Below are 18081 nucleotides of genomic sequence, written 5' to 3' on the forward strand. Positions count from 1 at the left end.
ATTCAACCGACGGTGATGAGGGATCGCGCGCCCGTGCGCCGTCCGATGATGTTGAGAAGGTTGGAGAGCGCGCCTTCGCGCTCCGGCGCGGCCGTGGCCTCGCCCTCGAAGCGCAGGCGCTGCCCGATCCAGCGGCCGCTGCCCGTCAGGCGCAGCGCGCCGTCCAGCGTGGCGAGCGTCAGCGTGGTCGCCTCGCCGCCCTGCAGCGTGAGCCGGTAGCTGCCCATGGGACGCAGCGTCGACAGGCGCGACGACATGCCGAGCGCATCGAGCTGCGCCTGGCCGGACACCACCACCCGCCCGGCCGCGCTGTCCAGCGCCAGGCCCTGCGTGCGCAGCGCCAGCCGGCCCTGGGGCTGCAGCGTGTTGAAGGGGGTTCCGAGCCCGGACAGCACCGCGGCCGGCCACTGGCTCTGGCCGTCGGCCACCGCCACGTGCACGCCGCCCCAGCGCAGCGCGGCACGGGCGGAGATCGGCGCCGGGGTGCAGCAATCGGCCTCCAGCTGCGCCTGCAGGCCGCCCCATGCGGGCCGCAGCCGCCAGTGCAGCCGGCCGGGGAGCGCGGCGCGGTCGGCGCTGCCCTGGCCGCCGGTCAGCACCAGTTGGGCGGAGCCGGTCCAGACCGTGCCGCGCGGCTGCGCGAACAGGACCTGGCCGCCGCTCGCGCGCTCCACGCCCGCGGCCAGCCAGGCGGCCGGCGCGAACAGCAGCAGCACGGGCAGCGCCCCCAGCAGGCAGCCGGCCACGGCCCAGGCGCGGGGAGAGCGCGGCGGGCGTGTGTCGGAGGCGCGGAGGGGGCGGGAAGGGCTGCGGAGCACGGTGGATGGAGGCGGGGAGCCGGGCGGTGGGACGGAAGGAGGACTGCGGGGAGACCGGTGCTGCCGCGCCTACCGCGCGGGCAGCGCCAGCACCAGCGTGCCGTCCCAGCGCGGCATGGAATCGTCGGCGGCGGGCGCCGGGGCCGGTGTGCCGCGTGCGACCGCCGAGCGGGGCGAGATCGCCGGGCCGGTCACCGGGGAGGCCGACGGCGTGGTGGCGGCCGGGGCCGCCGTGCTGCGCGCCAGCCGTGCCTCGACCGGCACGGTGCGGGCGTTGCTTCGGGCCTGCGCCAGCCATTCGGCGAGCCCGTCGGCGGGAGCCGCCTTCAGCGTGACCGTGGCGCGGTCGCCCAGGACCGCGATCTGTGCCTGGGGGCCGAGCCGCTGCGTGAGGGCGGTGCGCAGCGCCTGCGACGGGTCTCCGGGCGGTGCCGCGGGAGCGGCCTGCAACTGCAGCGCCTCGGCCTGCAGGGCCTGCATGCGCTGCAGCTGCGCATCGAGTTCGGCATGGCGCTGCGGTGCTTCGCGCAGCGTGCGCACGGCGGGCGCCAGCAGCACCCACCAGAGCAGCGCCAGCGCGACCAGCGCGGCGGCGGCCAGCACCAGCGACTGCTCGCGCGGTGCCAGCGCCTTCCAGCGGGCGCGCAGCGCCTCGGTGCGGGCACCTGCGCCCGCGGTGGACCGGGCCGGGGCCGGGGTGCGCTGCAGCGGCTTCATGGGCGGGCTCCCTGGCGCACCAGCAGTGCGCCGTCCTGCGGGGCGGCCTGGTAGCCGGCCGCGGCCAGCCGCTCGTTCGCGGTGGCCAGTTCATCGGGTGGCAGCTCGATGCCCCGCAGGCGCAGCTCGCCGGAGGCATAGTCGATCGCCGTGGGCAGGCGCCCGGCGGGCAGGGCGCCGCCCGCGGCGGCCAGCAGCGGTTCCAGGTCGCGCGTGGAGACACCGCCCGCCTGCTGGCGCAGCCGCGCCACCTCGCGCTCCATCTGGACCGGCGCGTCGACCACCACCTGCACCTGCGGGAAGGTCTGCGTGAGCGCGCTGCGGATGCCGGCCTGCTTGGCCGCCAGCGCCTGCCGCTCCTGCCAGGCCCAGGCGTTCAGGCCCACGAGCTGGGCCGCCACGCACACGCCCAGCGCCCAGCGCCCAGCGCGCCACTGCGGGGCGCGCGCGAAGGTGCCGAAGACCGAGCCCGCCTTGCGCAGCGTGCGCGTGCGGCGGTTGCTGGCGAACTCGAACTGCGCCAGATCCCACGGGCCGCGCGCCGCCGCCAGCGCGCGCTGGCTGGCCGTGTGCAGCACGGCGGGGCGGCCGAGCATTCGCTCCGTCACGGTGGTGACGGCCGGCTCGGCCAGCACCTCGGGCAGTGTCCCATCCTGCTGTTCGCCCGTGATGCCCAGGTTGTCCGGGCTGCCGGGGCGCACCGCGCCCGTGAGCTGCAGCGCGGCGGGCGAGAGCGGCAGCACCGCCGGCACGGCATCCGGCCCCTGTCCGGCGGCCACCAGGAACGGGTCTTCGGGCGTGCCGATCACGAAGTAGCCGGAGGGGCCCTCGTCGCCCGTGCCGGGCGCGAACTCCGGCACGATCCGCTGCACGGGGCGGCCCGCGGCCTCCAGGGCCTGCAGCGACGCGCGCAGCCAGGCCCGGTCGCAGACGGCGACCCAGACCGGCACGCCGGGCCGCGCGCCGGGCTCCAGCGCGAAGTGCAATTGCTGCGGATCGTCCAGCAGCCGCTCCTCGAGCAGGCCTTCCAGCACGGCCCGCAGGCGCGGGGCCTGCGCGCCCGCACCCTGCGGCAGCGTGACCCGCTGCCAGGACAATGCGCGGATGGGCACGACGGCCACCACCTCGCCCGCGCGGCCCGGATCGGGCAGCAGCGGGGCGGGGGCGCTGTCATGGCGGGTCGCGGTATGGCCGTCCGTGGTCAGCGCATAGCTGAATTCGGTGGCCGGACCGGGGGCGCTGCCCGGGGGCAGGAAAAGGACGAGGGTGCTCATGGATGGAATTCGCGGGCCATTTTAGGGGCCTCGCATGACGGTCGGCCGGCGGCCCGCGCGCCGCTCAGGTCGCAGGCGCGGTGCTCCTTACGAACGCACCGCGCTCGCGCCACAGCGTGCGCGCCGTCGAGCCCGCCTTGTAGACCAGCGATCGCTCCTCCACCACGGTGTCGCCCAGGCGCAGCCGGCCCCGCACTTCGTAGTATGCGGACATGGTCGAATGCGTCTCGGAGGCGATCTGCAGCGTGCCGCCCAGCTGCCGGCTGGCATCCGACAGCGTCTTGAAATGCTGCGATTCCCGCGCCTGCACCAGCCGCTGCGCGCCGGCCATGTCCAGCCCGTCGATGCTCGCCTGCAGCACCTGCGCGCTCGCGGTGTTGATGTTCACGGGCGTGCGCCGCGGCAGCAGCGTCGCGTAGGGCTCCAGCGCCGCCACGGTCGCGGGCGAGAGCCCCAGCCAGGTGAGTTGCGTGAAGCTGCGCGGCATCAGCGGCACGGACGAGAGATCGGTGGGCGGGGCCGCCGAACCCTGCGCGGCCGCGGTCTGTCCCGCTGCCGGCGTGCCGTCCGGAGCGCCGCCCGGCCCCGTCGCCGCGTTGCCGCCGGACACCGACAGCGTTCTCTGCAGGTTCGCCGCGAGGCCCTGCAGTTCCGGCTGCGGCAGTCCCATCGATTCGAAGAGCCGGGTGAACTGGCGCAGCGCGGTGGCCGAGATTGCCTTGCCCTCGACGAGGTTGTACACATTGAGACGCGATTGCAGGTCGATGATCTGCCCCGAGAGGAACGCGTTGGCGGTGTCCGTGCTCGCATCCGCCTCGGCGGCCGCGCCGTCGGGGCCCGCCGCCAGGAACGTCGACAGCCGCGCCTCCTCCAGCGGCACCGCCCAGGGCTCGGCGAGGTGGTCGGTGCCGTCGCCGCCGCGGGCGAACAGGTCCTCCCGCAGGATCAGCCGCGACCAGTCGAGCGCCCCGACCAGCAGCCAGGCGGACTGCACCCGCGCGCGCTCCGACGTTTCCACCTCGACGGCGCGCCACTGCTGCCACATGGCCGTCGCCGCGAACGTGGCCACCAGGGTGACGGTGAGCATGGCCGCCAGCAGCGCCGCGCCGCGCGCCGCCGCCGGCCGGGGGCGCTGCACAGGGGCCGCCGCGCGCTTCACGACTTGCCTCCGCCGTTGGTCGGGTTGACCCAGTCGCGCGTGACGGTGCCGGCGAGCGCCCGACCGGGCGGCAGCACCAGCTGCAGCCGCACGCCGTCGGGGATCGTGGTGGGCGCGGTGGGGCCCAGGGTCTGCGCGACCGGGGCCGTGGCGCTGCTCGACAGGGCGTTGTACCAGGCGCCGTCGCGGTAATAGAACAGGCGCCAGTCCTGCAGCGGCATCAGCACGGTCTCTCCGCGCTCGGTGGCCGCGCCGCCCGCGCCCCCCGAGCGTGCCCACAGCGCGGCGCGCTGCCACGCGGTATTCCATTCACCCAGCGTGCGCAGCGGCGGCGACTGCCAGCGCAGCCACTGGTCCGTGCCGCCCACGGCACGCCGCGCCCAGGCCACCACGAAAGCGCCTTCGTCGGGCGTGGCGCTGCCGCGGCGCGTCAGGCGCAGCACCTGCCCATCCCAGGCGATCGGCGTGGTCTGGTCGATCGCCTGCACGGCGTCCAGATCGGCCGCCCATTGCGACAGTGCCGCCTGCATCACCAGCAGGTCATCGGAGCGGGCGCGGGTCTGTTCCTGCGCGCGCGCCATGCCGTCCAGGCCGCGCCAGCTCATGATCGCCAGCAGCGCCATGACCGCGATGGCGACCAGCAGTTCGACGAGGGTGAAACCGGCAATCCGGAGGACCGGCGTGCGGGGGGCGCCGTGCAGCACCAGGCGTGCAGGCCTCATCATCAATACCGCCCGACGATCGTGGACAGCCGCAGCACCGGGCCCGCGGCGTCGAACACCTGCGCGTCCACGCGGCGGAACTGCGGATTGGGCGTCGGCCGCACGGCCACCGCCACGTCGTAGCGCAGCCCGGCCTGCTCGCAGGGCACGGTGCTGTCGCCGATGGACGGCATCTGGCGCGACAGCCGCACCTTCACGAGTTCGTTCTCGGCGCACACGTGCGCCAGCATCACGTCGGCCTGCCGCGCGGCATTGCGCGCCAGCGCCGAGGTGGCCTGCGTGCCGGCCGTGAGCGCGATGGCGACGATGGCCAGCGCCACCAGCACCTCCACGAGCGTGAAGCCGGCCTGCGTGCCGGGGCGGCGCCCGGGCGTCACTGCAGCGCCTCCGCGGTGAACGGGCGCAGGCCGTCGGTCGCCACGCGCACCGCCCGGCCCGGGTGGGCCTGGTTCGCGATCACCACCTGCTGCGGCGCGATGAGCGGCTCGGGACCGAGCTGCAGCAGCGCCGGCCCGACCACGTAGGTGGAGGCATCCAGCCAGGCGCCCGGCGCGGGATTTCCCGGCAATCCTTCGAAGCGGAACGTTCCACCCGCGGCGCGCCAGCGCACCGGGGCGCCCGAGGCGCGCGACTGCGCCCTGCCGGCTTCCAGCAGCGCGGCGAGGCGTTCGCCCTCGCGCTGCAGGGCCGTCCTGCCGTCGTCCCGCAGGGCGAACCCCACGCCCGCCGTGGCGATGGCGATCAGCGCCACCACCACCAGCAGCTCCAGCAGCGTGAAGCCCCCGGAGCGGGGACGGGAGCGGCGCGTCCCGCCCTTACTGCCAGCTGCCGACGTCGGCATTCTTGCCCTCGCCGCCCGACTGGCCGTCGGCGCCGAAGGACATCACGTCCACTTCGCCCTTGATGCCCGGATTCAGGTACTGGTAGGGGCGGCCCCAGGGATCGTTGGGCAGCTTCTCCAGGTAGGGGCGCCAGTTGCCCGGCACGGGGCCGTTCGTGGGCTTGGCGATCAGCGCCTGCAGGCCCTGCTCCGCGGTGGGATAGCGCTGGTTGTCCAGGCGGTAGAGCTTCAGGGCCTGGACGATGTTGGTGATGTCGGTGCGGGCGGCCGTCACGCGGGCGTCGTCCGCGCGGTCGATCACGTTGGGCACGATCAGCGCGGCCAGCACGCCGATGATCACGAGCACCACCATCAGCTCGATCAGCGTGAAGCCGCGCGCGATCCGGCGGCGGGCATTCCGTGCGCCCCGTGCGAGGGCGCCTGCGTTGCGGGGAATCACGGTGTTCTGAAATGTGGGAAACATATGCGGTCAATGATAATCGGGACATGATGACAAACACCTCCGCTCCCTGGGGGCTGCGGCTCGGCACGCTCGCGCTGTGGGCCCTCGCGGGGGCCAGCCTCGTCTACTGGGGACTCAAGCTCGCGGTGCGGCCTCCCCTGGTTTCCGCGCCCGTGGCCGCCCCCGCTCCGCCGCTGCCCGACGCCCAGGCGCTCGCTCGCCTGCTGGGCGCGGGCCCGGCACCGGCCGCGCCCGTGGTGGCCACGCCCAGCCGGTTCGTGCTGCAGGGCGTCCTGGCCGGCACGGCGAGCGGCGGCGGCGCGGCCCTCATCGCCATAGACAACCAGCCCGCGCGTCCGTTCCGTCTCGGGGCCGCGGTGACCGACGGCCTCGTCGTGAAATCGCTGGGCCGCCGGCAGGTGCGCCTGGGACCGTCCGAAGGCACCGAAGGCGCGGTCACGCTCGAAGTGCCCGAAAAAGGAGGCTGAGCCACCGGCGCTGCGGCAGGCGAGCAACCTCCGCCGGGCGGATGTCAGCCGCGTTCGCTCACAGGGGCTTCTTGCAGTGCCATGCAGTCCCATTCTCCGAAGGCCGGTGCGGCCACGGGCCACTCGTCGGCCCGCGGCATGCGGCCCGGTGCCTGCAGGCACCAGCGCACGCAGCGCGCCACGCCGGCGTGCGTGATCCACACCATGTCCCCTGCCGCCTGGGCGGCGCATCCGGCCCGCGCTTCGGCGAGCGCGGCCGCCACCCGCTCCAGCATGCGCGCGAGGCTTTCGCCGCCGCCCGGCGCATGGCCCGTGAAGTCCGCTGTCCACGCATCCACCGCATCGCGGCCGATGGCGTTCCATGGCCGGCCCTCCCAGGTACCGAAGTCCATCTCGGCGAGCCGCGCGTCCGGCCGTGCGGCGAGATCCGGCCGCAGCGCCTCCAGGGCCCGGGCCAGCTGCGCGCAGCGCGCCAGCGGCGAGTGCCGCAGCACGGCGCGACCGGGCAGGGCGGCGGCCAGGCGCCGGGCTGCCTCGTGCGTGGCGGCCGGATCGGCGTCCACGTCGAGCGACCCGTAGCAGGTTCCCGCAGCGATGCACGGCGCGGCATGCCGCACCAGCCAGAGGCGCGGCGGCTGCGGCGTCATGCGGGCGATGGCCCGAGCGCCAGCGCCAGGCCCAGGTAGAACGCGATCTCGCACACCTGCTGCGTGGCTCCCAGGCCATCGCCCGTGAAGCCCTGCAGGCGCCGTGCGAACCAGCCGCGCATCACCCAGGCCGCCAGCGCGCTCGCGCCCAGCGCGCCCAGCGCCGCGCCCGGGCCCGGCAGCCACAACAACAGCACGACGGCAGGCACCGTCCAGGCCGCGGCGGCCAGCAGGGCCGGACCGGCGATGCGGTCGGCCAGCGGCTTGCTTTTCGAGGTGGCCGTGTCGCCCACGTGGGGCAGCGTGCGCACCAGCAGCAGCGGCCAGAAGCGCGACACCACATGCGCGCCGGCCAGCGCGCAGGCCGCGGCGGTCCCGCCGTTCCGCCCCAGCAGCGCGAGCAGCGCCAGCTTGGCGGCGAGCGCGAGCACCAGCGCCATCGCACCGAACGCGCCGATCCGCGAATCCTTCATGATCTCCAGCGCCCGCTCGCGCTGCGCGCTGCCGCCCAGTCCGTCCGCCACGTCGGCGAGCCCGTCCTCGTGGAAGCCACCCGTCACCAGCACGGTGGCGGCGGTGCTGAGCGAGGCGCAGGTCAGCGCGGCGAGCGGCCCCGGGCCCAGCCGCGCCTGCAGCAGCACATACACGGCCACCGCCACGCCCGCCACGAGCCAGCCCACGCCCGGAAAATGCGCCGCGCTGGCGCGCAGCATGGCCGGGCTGAAGCCCACCCATTCGGCGCACCGGCCCGTCACCGGAATGCGGGTGAAGAACTGCACGGCCAGCAGGAAATGGCGTACGGCCTGCATGCGGGAAGTCAGGAAGGGCGCACGCGGGAGGGCCGGATCGGGCGGAGTTGCCGCGGCATGGGGCCGGACGCCGTCAGCCCCGGCCCGCGGGCGCCTGCAGGAACAGCCGGTACGCCGGGTTCTGCGTTTCCTCCACGTAGGGATAGCCCAGCGTCTGCAGGAACGCGTCGAAGGCGCCGGCGTCGCTCGCCGGCACCTGCATGCCCACGAGGATGCGGCCGTAGTCCGCGCCCTGGTTGCGGTAATGGAAGAGGCTGATGTTCCAGCTCGGCTGCATCATGCTCAGGAACTTGAACAGCGCGCCGGGCCGCTCGGGGAAGACGATGCGCAGCAGCCGCTCGTCCTGCGCCAGGCCCGAACGTCCGCCCACGAGGTGGCGCAGGTGCTCCTTGGCCAGCTCGTCGTGCGTCAGGTCCAGCGCCTCGAAGCCGTGGCGCTGGAAATTGCGCGCGATCTTCTCCGATTCGCCCTTGCCGTGCGTGGTGAGGCCGACGAACACATGGGCCCGGGCGGCATCGCTGATGCGGTAGTTGAACTCGGTCACGTTGCGCGGCCCGCCCGGCAGCTGCCCCACCACCTCGCAGAAGCGCCGGAAGCTGCCGCGCTCTTCGGGAATCGTCACGGCCAGCAGCGCCTCGCGCTCCTCGCCCACTTCGGCGCGCTCGGCCACGAAGCGCAGCCGGTCGAAATTCATGTTGGCGCCGCACAGGATCGCCGCATAGGTCTCGCCGCGCGTCTTGCGCTCGGCCACGTACTGCTTGATCGCCGCCACGGCGAGCGCGCCGGCCGGCTCGACGATGCTGCGCGTGTCCACGAAGATGTCCTTGATCGCGGCGCACACGGCATCGGTGTCGACCGTGATGAACTCGTCCACGAGCCCGCTCGCCACGCGGAAGGTTTCCTCGCCCACCAGCTTCACGGCCGTGCCGTCGGAGAACAGGCCCACGTCGGACAGGGCCACGCGGCGGCCCGACGCCACCGACTGCGCCATGGCGTCGGAATCGTTCATCTGCACGCCGATGATGCGGATCTCCGGCCGCACGGCCTTGATGTAGTTCGCCACGCCGCTCACCAGGCCGCCGCCGCCGATCGCGACGAACACGGCGTCCAGCCGGTTGCTGCCCAGGCTCTGCAGCTGCCGCAGGATCTCCATCGCGATCGTGCCCTGCCCGGCGATCACGTCGGGATCGTCGAACGGGTGCACGAAGGTCAGGTCCTGCTCCTGCTGCAGCCGGGCCGCGTGCTCGTAGGCGTCGGAATAGCTGTCGCCGTGCAGCACCACCTCGCCGCCGAGCGTCTTCACGGCGTCCACCTTCAGCTGCGGCGTCGTCGTCGGCATCACCACCACCGCGCGCGCGCCCAGGCGCTTGGCGCTCATCGCGACGCCCTGCGCATGGTTGCCGGCGGAGGCGCAGATCACCCCGCGTTGCAGCTGCTCGGGCGAGAGGTGGGCCATCTTGTTGTAGGCGCCCCGCAGCTTGAAGCTGAACACGGGCTGCTGGTCCTCGCGCTTGAGCAGCACCGTGTTGTGCAGCCGGCGGCCCAGGGCGCGCGCGGGCTCCAGCGCGGATTCGACGGCCACGTCGTAGACGCGCGCCGTGAGGATCTTCTTGAGGTAGTCGGCGGGAGCCAGGGCGGGGGAGGGCGGGGTGGTCTTCGTCGTCATGGGTGCGTGGGCGGCGGATGCAAGGCCGGCCCGCCCGCAGGCACCGTGGCGCTGCGGCGGGGCCGACATCATAGGCCGAGCGCGCGGCGGACCCGCGTGCGGCGAAGAGGCGGCCAGGCGCCGAGGCAAAAAAAACGGCCCCGGATCGTGAGACCCGGGGCCGAATCCATCCTTTGAGGAGATGGAGGAGACAATCGGTGCGTCGGCCGGCTCTGGAGCCCCGCCGAGCCCTTTCGGGCAACGCATGGCCTTAGTGTAGCGCAAACGATGCTGCGATGCAGCAAAATCTGCGGCAGTGAGCGGGGAAAATCGTTCCGCCGCCAATTTGATGGGAAAAAACAACATGGAATGCACAGTCACCTGGACCGGCGCCTCGGGCACGCGCTCGGGCATGGGATTCATCGCGGAGACCGGCAGCGGCCACGTGCTGGCGATGGACGGAGCGCCGGATGCCGCCAACCCCGCCAACGGCGGCCAGAACCTCGCTCCCCGGCCGATGGAAACCGTGCTCGCCGGCACCGGCGGTTGCACCGCCTACGACGTGGTGCTGATCCTGCGGCGCGGCCGGCACGACGTGCGGGGCTGCAGCGTGAAGCTCACCTCCGAGCGCGCGGACACCGATCCGAAGGTCTTCACGCGCATCCACATGCAGTTCACCGTCTCCGGCCGGGGGCTGCCGCCGGCCGCGGTCGAACGCGCGATCGCCATGAGCCACGAGAAGTACTGCTCGGCCAGCATCATGCTCGGCAAGACCGCGGAGATCACGACCGGCTTCGACATCGTCGAGGCCTGAGCGCCCGCGCCGGGGGGCTGAAGGGCAGGGCCGCTGCCAGCGGGGTCTTCCCCGCTTCCCGGCGGCCCCGAAACGCTATACATAGTGGGCCGTGGTCGTCATGACCTTGGCGGCCGCGGACATCGCCGCGCGCACGGGCGCCGGCAGTTCCGCGGCACCGGAGGCACGCGCCTGCGCGGCATGGCGTTCCTCGTCGGCCTGCATGCGCGCGATCACCGCCAGCGAGGCGGCATCCTGCCGCGGCATCCGCTTCAGGTGGCCCTGCAGGTGCCGCGACACCTGGTTCTCCGTCTCCACGACGAAGCCCAGGCTGGCCGCATCGCTCACGCGCGCCGCCGCCCAGCCGATCGCGAAGGCGCCGGCGAACCACAGGGGGTTGAGCAGGCTGGGCCGGCTGCCCAGCGCCTCGATGCGCTCCGCCGTCCAGGCCAGGTGGTCGGTTTCCTCGCGCGCGGCTTCCAGCAGGTGCGCGCGCAGCGCCGGATCGCGCGTCACGGAGGCCTGGCCCATGTAGAGTGCCTGGGCGCATACTTCGCCCACATGGTTCACGCGCATGAGCGCGCCCGCCTCGCGCCGCTGCGCGGCCGACAGGTCGCCTTCCGGGAGGCCCTTCGCGGGAGAAGGCTGGGCTGCGCGGGGCTTGGCGAAGAGGGTGCGCAGGGCGTTGTCCGCGGCTATCAGGAGCTGGTCCATGGCAATGAATCTCGATGATCGGGAAGGGTGCGTTGCTGCGAAATGAATAGCACACGGCCCCACAGCCGTCTCGCCCGTTATCCGTTCAGGGGCGCTGCCGGCCGTGTGTTGCGATGCTGCAACGAAAAGGGCCTTTCGCGGCGATTGTGAGGGAATTCCTTTGCGAAACGGAACGGCGTCTGTTGCAATAAGGACAACTTCCCCACCAGGAGGTTGGCCCGGGGTTGGCGGACTGCGCCTGTCGTGCGTACCAGCCCCCCGAACCGGCGCCCTCGTTTAACCTTGGAGTAACTCGCAATGAAAAAATCCCTGATTGCCCTGGCCGTGCTGGCTGCTTCCGGCGCCGCAATGGCTCAATCTTCCGTCACGATGTTCGGTATCGTCGACACGGGCGTGACCTACGTGAACCACGCCAACGCTGCCGGTGACAGCGTGTACGGCCTGACCTCCAGCGGCAACGCTACGAGCCGTCTGGGCTTCCGTGGCACGGAAGACCTGGGTGGCGGCCTGAAGGCTGGCTTCTGGCTCGAAGGCGAGATCTTCGGTGACAACGGCAACGCCAACGGCTTCAACTTCCAACGCCGTTCCACGATCAGCCTGATGGGCAACTTCGGTGAAGTGCGCATGGGCCGCGAACTGACCCCCAGCTACTCCAAGGTCAGCGGCTACGACCTGTTCGGCCAAGCTGGCATCGGCCAATTCAACGGCTGGAACGAATGGCTCGGCGCAAACGGCGCTACCGGCGTGACCGCTGACACGAACAACATCCGCTCCAGCAACATGCTGAGCTACTACACGCCCAACTTCGGCGGCTTCACCGGCGGCCTGGGTTATGGCTTCGACGAGCAGACCACCGGCAAGGCTGGCCGTTACATCGGCGGCTTCGGCGCCTACGACAACGGTCCCCTGAGCGTGACCGTGGCCTACGACCAGCGCAACATCGGCTTCACGCTGGGTGGCCTTTCCACCGCTGGCAAGCACAACATCCTGACGATCGGCGCTTCGTACAACCTGAACGTGGCCAAGCTGATCGCCATCGCTCAGCAATCGAAGTACGAAGGCAACGCCTTCTCCGGCGACGCCAAGTTCAACAACTACGCTCTGGGCGCTTCCATGCCCGTCGGCGCTGGCGAATTCAAGCTGCAATACGCCCTGTACGACCAGAAGGCCATCGACTCCAAGGCACACCAGCTGTCCCTGGGCTATGTCCACAACCTGTCCAAGCGCACCGCTCTGTACGGCACCGTGGCTTACCTGAAGAACAAGGACAACTCCAACCTGGGCCTGCCCACCAAGGGTCTGACCGTTGCAGGTCCTGGCCTGGGCAACAACCAGACCGGCGTGCAAGTCGGTGTCCGCCACGCTTTCTGATGTCCCGCTGGCTTCGCCAGCTTGACCAGCAAGTCGAAAACGCTGCCTTCGGGCAGCGTTTTTTTTTGTCACGAAGGTAACAGGCACTAAGGGAAAACGACTGTGATTCCCACGCGACCGCCGGTTTCGGTGGAAGGCATTGATTTCTAGAATGAAAGTTCCCTCATCCCTTCCGCAGAAAGAGACAACACATGCGTATTTCGTCTGTGAAAAAAACGGTGGCCATGACCACCCTGGCAGCGGTGGCCCCCTTTGCGTTCGCCCAGCAGGCCAGCACCAGCAGTGTGCAGCTGTACGGCATCGTGGACATGGCCTACCGCCACACCAACAATGAAGGGCCCGTGGGCAGCCCGGGCGGGTCGCTGAGCCAGATGGTCGGCGGCGGCATGTCGCAGAGCCGGTGGGGAATCAACGTGTCCGAGGACCTGGGCGGCGGCACCAAGGCCCTGGTCAATCTGGAGAACCGTTTCGGCGCCGACACCGGCACGCCCGCTTCGCCGTACTTCCAGCAGTCCTGGGTCGGCCTGCAGGGCGGTTTCGGCCGCGTGACGGTGGGCCGCCAGTACAACATCCTGTTCGATCTGGTGACCAGCACGTACGCCTCCTATCCGTACTCGCCGTACATGGATGTGTACAAGCCCGAGATCGGCTTCGCGCTCGGCGCACGCGCCGACAACATGATCAAGTACATGGCCGAGGTCGGTCCGTGGCGCGGCGGCCTGCAGTACTCGTTCGACGAGAAGAGCCCCACGGGCGGCAAGACCGCCGGCGGCTACGTGCGCTATGCCGCGGGCGGCCTGGCCGCGGGCCTGGGCTACCAGAACTACGAATTCGCCTCCGGCAAGAAGATCGACGCCTGGACGCTGGGCGGTTCCTACCGCATGGGCAACTGGTACTTCAACGCGGGCTACGGCCAGAACAAGGTCGACGATGGCCTCACCGCCGTCGACCGCGCCGTGCTGGCCGCGATGTGGCAGGGCGGCATCAACGGCGGCTTCGGCGGCCCCGCCTTCCTGGCGGCCAACAAGCGCACGATCTACAAGATCGGTGCGGGCTACCAGATCACGCCGCAGATCAACCTCGGCGCGCACTACTTCCGTGCGGAGCAGAAGGGCAACACCGACCTGGCGAAGGCCAAGGCCGACTTCTTCACCATGGCCCTCGACTACGCCTTCTCCAAGCGGACGGACGCCTACATCGAAGTGGACCACACCAAGCTCAAGGGTGACCAGGTCAGCCTGAACAACGGTGCCGGCCAGGCCAATGGCGCCAAGAGCCGCACCGGCTACACGATCGGCCTGCGCCATCGTTTCTGAACCCGTCGCGAAGAGGTCTTCCTTTTTCCGCCCCCTGGCGGATCGCACCGCAAACGCCGCTGGCCGCACCATGCCGACAGCGGCGTTTGCCTTCGTGGGTTCCCGCAGGCCGCACGGCCAGCGCCCGCCGCCGACCGTATGGTCCGGGTATTGCTTGCCGTGGCTCCGCTCCCTGCTAGCATGCCCGCTTCTCTGCCGCACTTCCGATGCTTGCCTTCATTCTGCGACGCCTTCTCCAGGCCGTGATCGTCATGGTCGCGGTGGCCTTCATCTCCTTCATGCTGTTCCAGTATGTCGGCGATCCCGTCACCTTCCTGCTCGGCCAGGACGCCACCCCGGACCAGATCCGCGAGATGCGTGCCGCCCTGGGGCTGGACAAGCCCTTCGTCGTGCAGTTCTGGCACTTCCTGGTGAACGCGGCGCAGGGCGAGTTCGGCCTGAGCCTGCGCCAGGGCGCGAAGGTGTCGAGCCTGATCGCCGAGCGGTTCCCCGCCACGCTGGAGCTGGCGCTGGTCGCCGCCGTGCTGGCGCTGGTGGTGGGGGTGCCCATGGGCGTCTACGCGGCGCTGCGGCGCGGCACGTTCGCGAGCCAGCTCTTCATGACGCTGTCGCTGCTGGGCGTGTCGCTGCCCACGTTCCTGATCGGCATCCTGCTGATCCTCGTCTTCGCGGTGCAGCTGGGCTGGTTCCCCAGCTTCGGCCGCGGCCCGGTCACGCAGCTCGGCTGGTGGAACACGGGCCTGCTCACCGCCAAGGGCTGGCACCACATCGTGCTGCCGGCGGTGACGCTCGCGATCTTCCAGCTCACGCTCATCATGCGGCTGGTGCGCGCGGAGATGCTGGAGGTGCTGCGCACCGACTACATCAAGTTCGCCCGCGCCCGCGGCCTGTCGGACCGGGCGATCCATTTCGGGCACGCGCTCAAGAACACGCTGGTGCCGGTGATGACGATCACCGGGCTGCAGCTCGGCGGCCTGATCGCTTTCGCCATCATCACCGAGACCGTGTTCCAGTGGCCCGGCATGGGGCTGCTCTTCATCCAGGCCGTGACCTTCGCCGACATCCCGGTGATGGCTGCCTACCTCTGCCTGATCGCGCTGATCTTCGTCGTGATCAACCTGGTCGTGGACCTGCTGTATTTCGCGGTGGATCCGCGGCTGCGGGTGGGCACGTCCGGGCATTGATGGAACACCCCCCTGAGCGGCTGCGCCGCTTCCCCCCGCTCTCGCCATGCTTCGCAAGGCGGGCAGGGGGACGACGCCAGTGGCCCGGCGAAGCCGGTTCCACGGCGTCTGCTGGCTTGGCCTGCTCCGCGGCCATCGGACGGGTGAGGCCGTTGCAGTTTCTAAGAGTGCTGCAGATAGTGCGCATGGGCATGGATGAATGAGATGACAGTTGCAACCACCACCAAACCGGCGTCATCGCAGGCGCCGCGCCTGAAGGCCGGGGGCCGGGCGTTTTCCCAGATCGCGCAGTTCCATCCGGAGCTGACGGCGTTCCGCCGCGATCTGCATGCGCATCCGGAGCTGGGCTTCGAAGAGGTCTACACCGGCTCGCGCGTGAAGGAGGCGCTCAAGGTGTGCGGCGTGGACGAGATCCACGACGGCATCGGCCGCACGGGCATCGTCGCGGTGATCCACGGACAGGGCCGCTCCAGCGGCAGCATGATCGGCCTGCGGGCCGACATGGACGCGCTGCCGATGGCCGAGCAGAACGAGTTCACCTGGAAGTCCTGCAGGCCCGGGCTGATGCACGGCTGCGGGCACGACGGACACACGGCCATGCTGGTGGGCGCCGCGCGCTACCTGGCCGCCACGCGGCAGTTCGACGGCACCGCGGTGCTGATCTTCCAGCCGGGTGAGGAAGGCTTCGGCGGCGCGCGCGTGATGATGGAGGACGGCCTGTTCGACCGCTTCCCCGTGCAGTCGGTCTACGCCATGCACAACTGGCCGGCGATGCGGCCGGGAACCATCGGGCTCAACCCGGGCGCGATGATGGCCTCGGCCGACCGCATCACGATCGAGATCACCGGCCGCGGCGGCCATGGCGCGCATCCCTACCAGACGGTGGACGTGGTGCTCGTGGCCGCGCACATCATCACGGCGGTGCAGGGCATCGTCTCGCGCAACGTGCGGCCGCTCGACAGCGCGGTGATCAGCCTCTGCGCCATGCAGGCGGGCGACCTGGGGGCCTTCAGCGTGCTGCCCGGCACGGCCACGCTGGTGGGCACGGTGCGCACGTTCTCGCCCGCGGTGCAGGAGATGATCGAGCAGCGCCTGAAGGACCTGTGCAGCGCCGTGGCGCTGGGCTTCGGCGCCACGGCCAGCGTGCGCTACGAGCGCATCTACCCCGCGACCATCAACACCGAGAGCGACGCACTGTTCGCGGGCGACGTGGCGGCCTCGCTGGTCGGCGCCGAGAACGTGGTGCGCGACCTGGAGCCGAGCATGGGCGCGGAGGACTTCTCCTTCATGCTGCAGAGCAAGCCCGGCGCCTACCTGCGCATCGGCCAGGGATCGGGGCCCGGCCACAGCGCGCTGCACAACAACCGCTACGACTTCAACGACGAGATCCTGCCGCTGGGGGCCGCGCTGCATGCGAGCCTCGTCGAGCAGGCCATGCCGCTGTCGGCCGTGGCCTGAGACGGCGAACTTTCCATCCGCAACCACCACCCCTACCGGCACACCATGACGACATTTCCACGCAAAGCACTGCGGGCCTTCCTCGGCGCCTCGCTGATCGCGGCGGCCTGTGCGGCCGGAGCGCAGACCATCCGCGTCGCCAACCAGGGCGACGCGCTGTCGATGGACCCGCACTCCCTCAACGAAAGCCTGCAGCTCAGCGTGACCGGCAACGTCTACGAGCCGCTCGTGGGCCGCAACAAGGACCTGAGCCTCGCGCCGGCGCTGGCCACGGGCTGGACGCAGACCTCGCCCACCGTGTGGCGCTTCGAGCTGCGGCGCAACGTGCTCTTCCACGACGGCAGCCCGTTCACGGCGGACGACGTGCTGTTCTCGCTGGCGCGCACGCAGGCCGAGGGCTCGGACATGAAGACGTACACCAACGACTTCAAGGAAGTGCGCAAGATCGACGACCACACCATCGAGATCGAGACCACGTCGCCGTACCCCATCCTGCCGGACGTGCTCACGCTCGTGTACATGATGTCGCGCCCGTGGTGCGAGGCGAACCAGGCGACGGTGCCCGTGGACCGGCGCAAGGGCGTCGAGAACGCGGCCTCCTTCCGCGCGAACGGCACCGGCCCGTTCCGCCTGCGCGAGCGCCAGCCCGGCGTGCGCACCGTGTTCACGCGCAATCCGCAGTACTGGGGCGCCATCGAGGGCAATGTGTCCGAGGTGGTGTTCACGCCCATCGGCAACGACGCCACGCGCGTCGCGGCGCTGCTCTCGGGCCAGGTGGACGTGATGGAGCCCGTGCCGGTGCAGGACATCGAGCGCGTGAACACCAGCCCGCTCACGCGCGCCGTGACGGGCCCCGAGCTGCGCACCATCTTCCTGGGCATGGACCAGAAGCGCGACGAGCTGCTGTATTCCAGCGTGAAGGGCAAGAACCCCTTCAAGGACAAGCGCGTGCGCCAGGCGTTCTACCAGGCGATCGACATCGAAGGCATCCGCAAGAACGTGATGCGCGGCGCCTCCAACCCCTCCGCGCTGCTGGTGGGGCCGGGCGTGAACGGCTTCCAGCCGGACATCAAGCGCCTGCCCTACGACGCGGACGCCGCGAGAAAGCTGCTGGCCGAGGCCGGCTACCCCGGCGGCTTCGAAGTGGGCATGAACTGCCCGAACGACCGCTACGTGAACGACGCGCGCATCTGCCAGGCCGTGGCGGCCAACCTCTCGCGCATCGGCGTGAAGGTGAGGCTGCAGGCCGAGACCAAGGGCACCTACTTCCCCAAGGTGCTCCGCCGCGACACCAGCTTCTACCTGCTCGGCTGGATGCCCGCCACCTACGACGCGCACAACGCGATGAATGCGCTGATGGCCTGCGTGGACGACAAGGGCACGGGCCAGTTCAACCTGGGCGGCTACTGCAACGCGAAGGTGGACCAGCTCACGCGCCAGGTGCAGTCCGAGACCGACAAGGGGCGGCGCGACGCGATGATCCGCGAGGCCTTCGAGATCCATGCCGCCGACGTCGGCCACATTCCGCTGCACCAGCAGGCCCTGGCCTGGGGCGTGTCGCGCAAGGTGGCGCTGGTGCAGATGGCCGACAATTTCATGCCCTTCAAATGGATGAGCATCGCCAAGTGATGCGCTGACCCGTTCCGACCGCGCGGACGGCCGGCGATGCCGGTCCGCGCTCTC

At 71.0% G+C, this 18081-nt stretch carries 19 protein-coding genes; 7 read left to right on the forward strand and 12 right to left on the reverse strand.

Translation table 11 applies throughout. The annotated features are described in order from the left end of the window. Positions 1-2: 2 nt before the first annotated feature. From gspN to gspG, 8 genes are all read right to left on the reverse strand, one after another. Positions 3-818, reverse strand: coding sequence for a type II secretion system protein N (gene gspN / locus Q9R47_RS07650; protein ID WP_404977116.1), 816 nt, complete (start codon positions 816-818; stop codon positions 3-5). A 69-nt stretch (positions 819-887) separates the two neighbouring features. Continuing rightward, positions 888-1535 carry a type II secretion system protein GspM gene (gspM, locus tag Q9R47_RS07655; RefSeq protein WP_311232609.1) on the reverse strand — a complete coding sequence of 216 codons (648 nt, stop codon included), beginning with the start codon at positions 1533-1535 and terminating at the stop codon, positions 888-890. Continuing rightward, on the reverse strand, positions 1532-2809 hold the full coding sequence (gene gspL / locus Q9R47_RS07660; protein WP_311232610.1) for a type II secretion system protein GspL: 1278 nt from the start codon (positions 2807-2809) through the stop codon (positions 1532-1534). Before gspL ends, gspM begins: the two co-directional genes overlap by 4 nt. Positions 2810-2873: 64 nt before the next feature. Continuing rightward, on the reverse strand, positions 2874-3968 hold the full coding sequence (gene gspK, locus Q9R47_RS07665) for a type II secretion system minor pseudopilin GspK (protein ID WP_311232611.1): 1095 nt from the start codon (positions 3966-3968) through the stop codon (positions 2874-2876). Next, positions 3965-4690, reverse strand: a complete 726-nt coding sequence (locus Q9R47_RS07670; RefSeq protein WP_311232721.1) for a prepilin-type N-terminal cleavage/methylation domain-containing protein — start codon at positions 4688-4690, stop codon at positions 3965-3967. The genes gspK and Q9R47_RS07670 overlap by 4 nt, the downstream gene beginning before the upstream one ends. Positions 4691-4692: 2 nt before the next feature. Then, positions 4693-5067, reverse strand: coding sequence for a type II secretion system minor pseudopilin GspI (gene gspI, locus Q9R47_RS07675; protein WP_311232612.1), 375 nt, complete (start codon positions 5065-5067; stop codon positions 4693-4695). After that, positions 5064-5531: a prepilin-type N-terminal cleavage/methylation domain-containing protein gene (locus Q9R47_RS07680; protein WP_311232613.1), complete on the reverse strand. Its 468-nt coding sequence runs from the start codon at positions 5529-5531 to the stop codon at positions 5064-5066. Before Q9R47_RS07680 ends, gspI begins: the two co-directional genes overlap by 4 nt. Further along, the gene (gene gspG, locus Q9R47_RS07685) at positions 5506-5994 is read right to left on the reverse strand and encodes a type II secretion system major pseudopilin GspG (protein ID WP_311232614.1); all 489 of its coding nucleotides are present in this window, start codon (positions 5992-5994) and stop codon (positions 5506-5508) included. Before gspG ends, Q9R47_RS07680 begins: the two co-directional genes overlap by 26 nt. A 23-nt stretch (positions 5995-6017) precedes the next feature. Between gspG and Q9R47_RS07690 the strand changes: the two genes are divergently transcribed. After that, entirely contained in the window at positions 6018-6461 is a 444-nt protein-coding gene (locus tag Q9R47_RS07690; protein ID WP_311232615.1) for a type II secretion system protein N, read from the forward strand. Positions 6462-6505: 44 nt separating this feature from the next. Here Q9R47_RS07690 and Q9R47_RS07695 read toward each other — a convergent pair whose 3' ends face one another. From Q9R47_RS07695 to ilvA, 3 genes are all read right to left on the reverse strand, one after another. After that, positions 6506-7108, reverse strand: a complete 603-nt coding sequence (locus tag Q9R47_RS07695; RefSeq protein ID WP_311232616.1) for a histidine phosphatase family protein — start codon at positions 7106-7108, stop codon at positions 6506-6508. Further along, positions 7105-7917 carry an adenosylcobinamide-GDP ribazoletransferase gene (gene cobS / locus Q9R47_RS07700; RefSeq protein WP_311232617.1) on the reverse strand — a complete coding sequence of 271 codons (813 nt, stop codon included), beginning with the start codon at positions 7915-7917 and terminating at the stop codon, positions 7105-7107. Before cobS ends, Q9R47_RS07695 begins: the two co-directional genes overlap by 4 nt. Positions 7918-7990: 73 nt before the next feature. After that, positions 7991-9583 (reverse strand): threonine ammonia-lyase, biosynthetic, encoded by a 1593-nt coding sequence (gene ilvA / locus Q9R47_RS07705; RefSeq protein ID WP_311232618.1) that lies wholly within the window; start codon positions 9581-9583, stop codon positions 7991-7993. Positions 9584-9926: 343 nt separating this feature from the next. Here ilvA and Q9R47_RS07710 point away from each other — a divergent pair, with 343 nt between their 5' ends. Beyond that, positions 9927-10376, forward strand: a complete 450-nt coding sequence (locus Q9R47_RS07710) for an OsmC family protein (protein WP_311232619.1) — start codon at positions 9927-9929, stop codon at positions 10374-10376. A gap of 75 nt (positions 10377-10451) precedes the next feature. On the opposite strand, the gene coq7 is transcribed toward Q9R47_RS07710, so the two are convergent. After that, a complete protein-coding gene (gene coq7, locus Q9R47_RS07715; protein WP_311232620.1) occupies positions 10452-11069 on the reverse strand; it encodes a 2-polyprenyl-3-methyl-6-methoxy-1,4-benzoquinone monooxygenase in 618 nt (205 codons plus the stop codon). Positions 11070-11366: 297 nt separating this feature from the next. On the opposite strand from coq7, the gene Q9R47_RS07720 reads away from it, so the two are divergent. From Q9R47_RS07720 to Q9R47_RS07740, 5 genes are all read left to right on the forward strand, one after another. After that, the gene (locus Q9R47_RS07720) at positions 11367-12440 is read left to right on the forward strand and encodes a porin (protein ID WP_311232621.1); all 1074 of its coding nucleotides are present in this window, start codon (positions 11367-11369) and stop codon (positions 12438-12440) included. A 191-nt stretch (positions 12441-12631) separates the two neighbouring features. Further along, positions 12632-13756: a porin gene (locus Q9R47_RS07725; RefSeq protein WP_311232622.1), complete on the forward strand. Its 1125-nt coding sequence runs from the start codon at positions 12632-12634 to the stop codon at positions 13754-13756. Positions 13757-13962: 206 nt separating this feature from the next. Further along, the gene (locus tag Q9R47_RS07730) at positions 13963-14940 is read left to right on the forward strand and encodes an ABC transporter permease (protein WP_311232623.1); all 978 of its coding nucleotides are present in this window, start codon (positions 13963-13965) and stop codon (positions 14938-14940) included. Between the two features lie 204 nt (positions 14941-15144). Next, positions 15145-16398, forward strand: coding sequence for a M20 aminoacylase family protein (locus Q9R47_RS07735; protein WP_311232624.1), 1254 nt, complete (start codon positions 15145-15147; stop codon positions 16396-16398). A 45-nt stretch (positions 16399-16443) separates the two neighbouring features. Next, entirely contained in the window at positions 16444-18027 is a 1584-nt protein-coding gene (locus Q9R47_RS07740) for an ABC transporter substrate-binding protein (RefSeq protein WP_311232625.1), read from the forward strand. Positions 18028-18081 lie beyond the last annotated feature (54 nt).

The organism is Acidovorax sp. PRC11 (assembly GCF_031844105.1).
In the GTDB taxonomy this organism is placed as follows: domain Bacteria; phylum Pseudomonadota; class Gammaproteobacteria; order Burkholderiales; family Burkholderiaceae_C; genus Paracidovorax.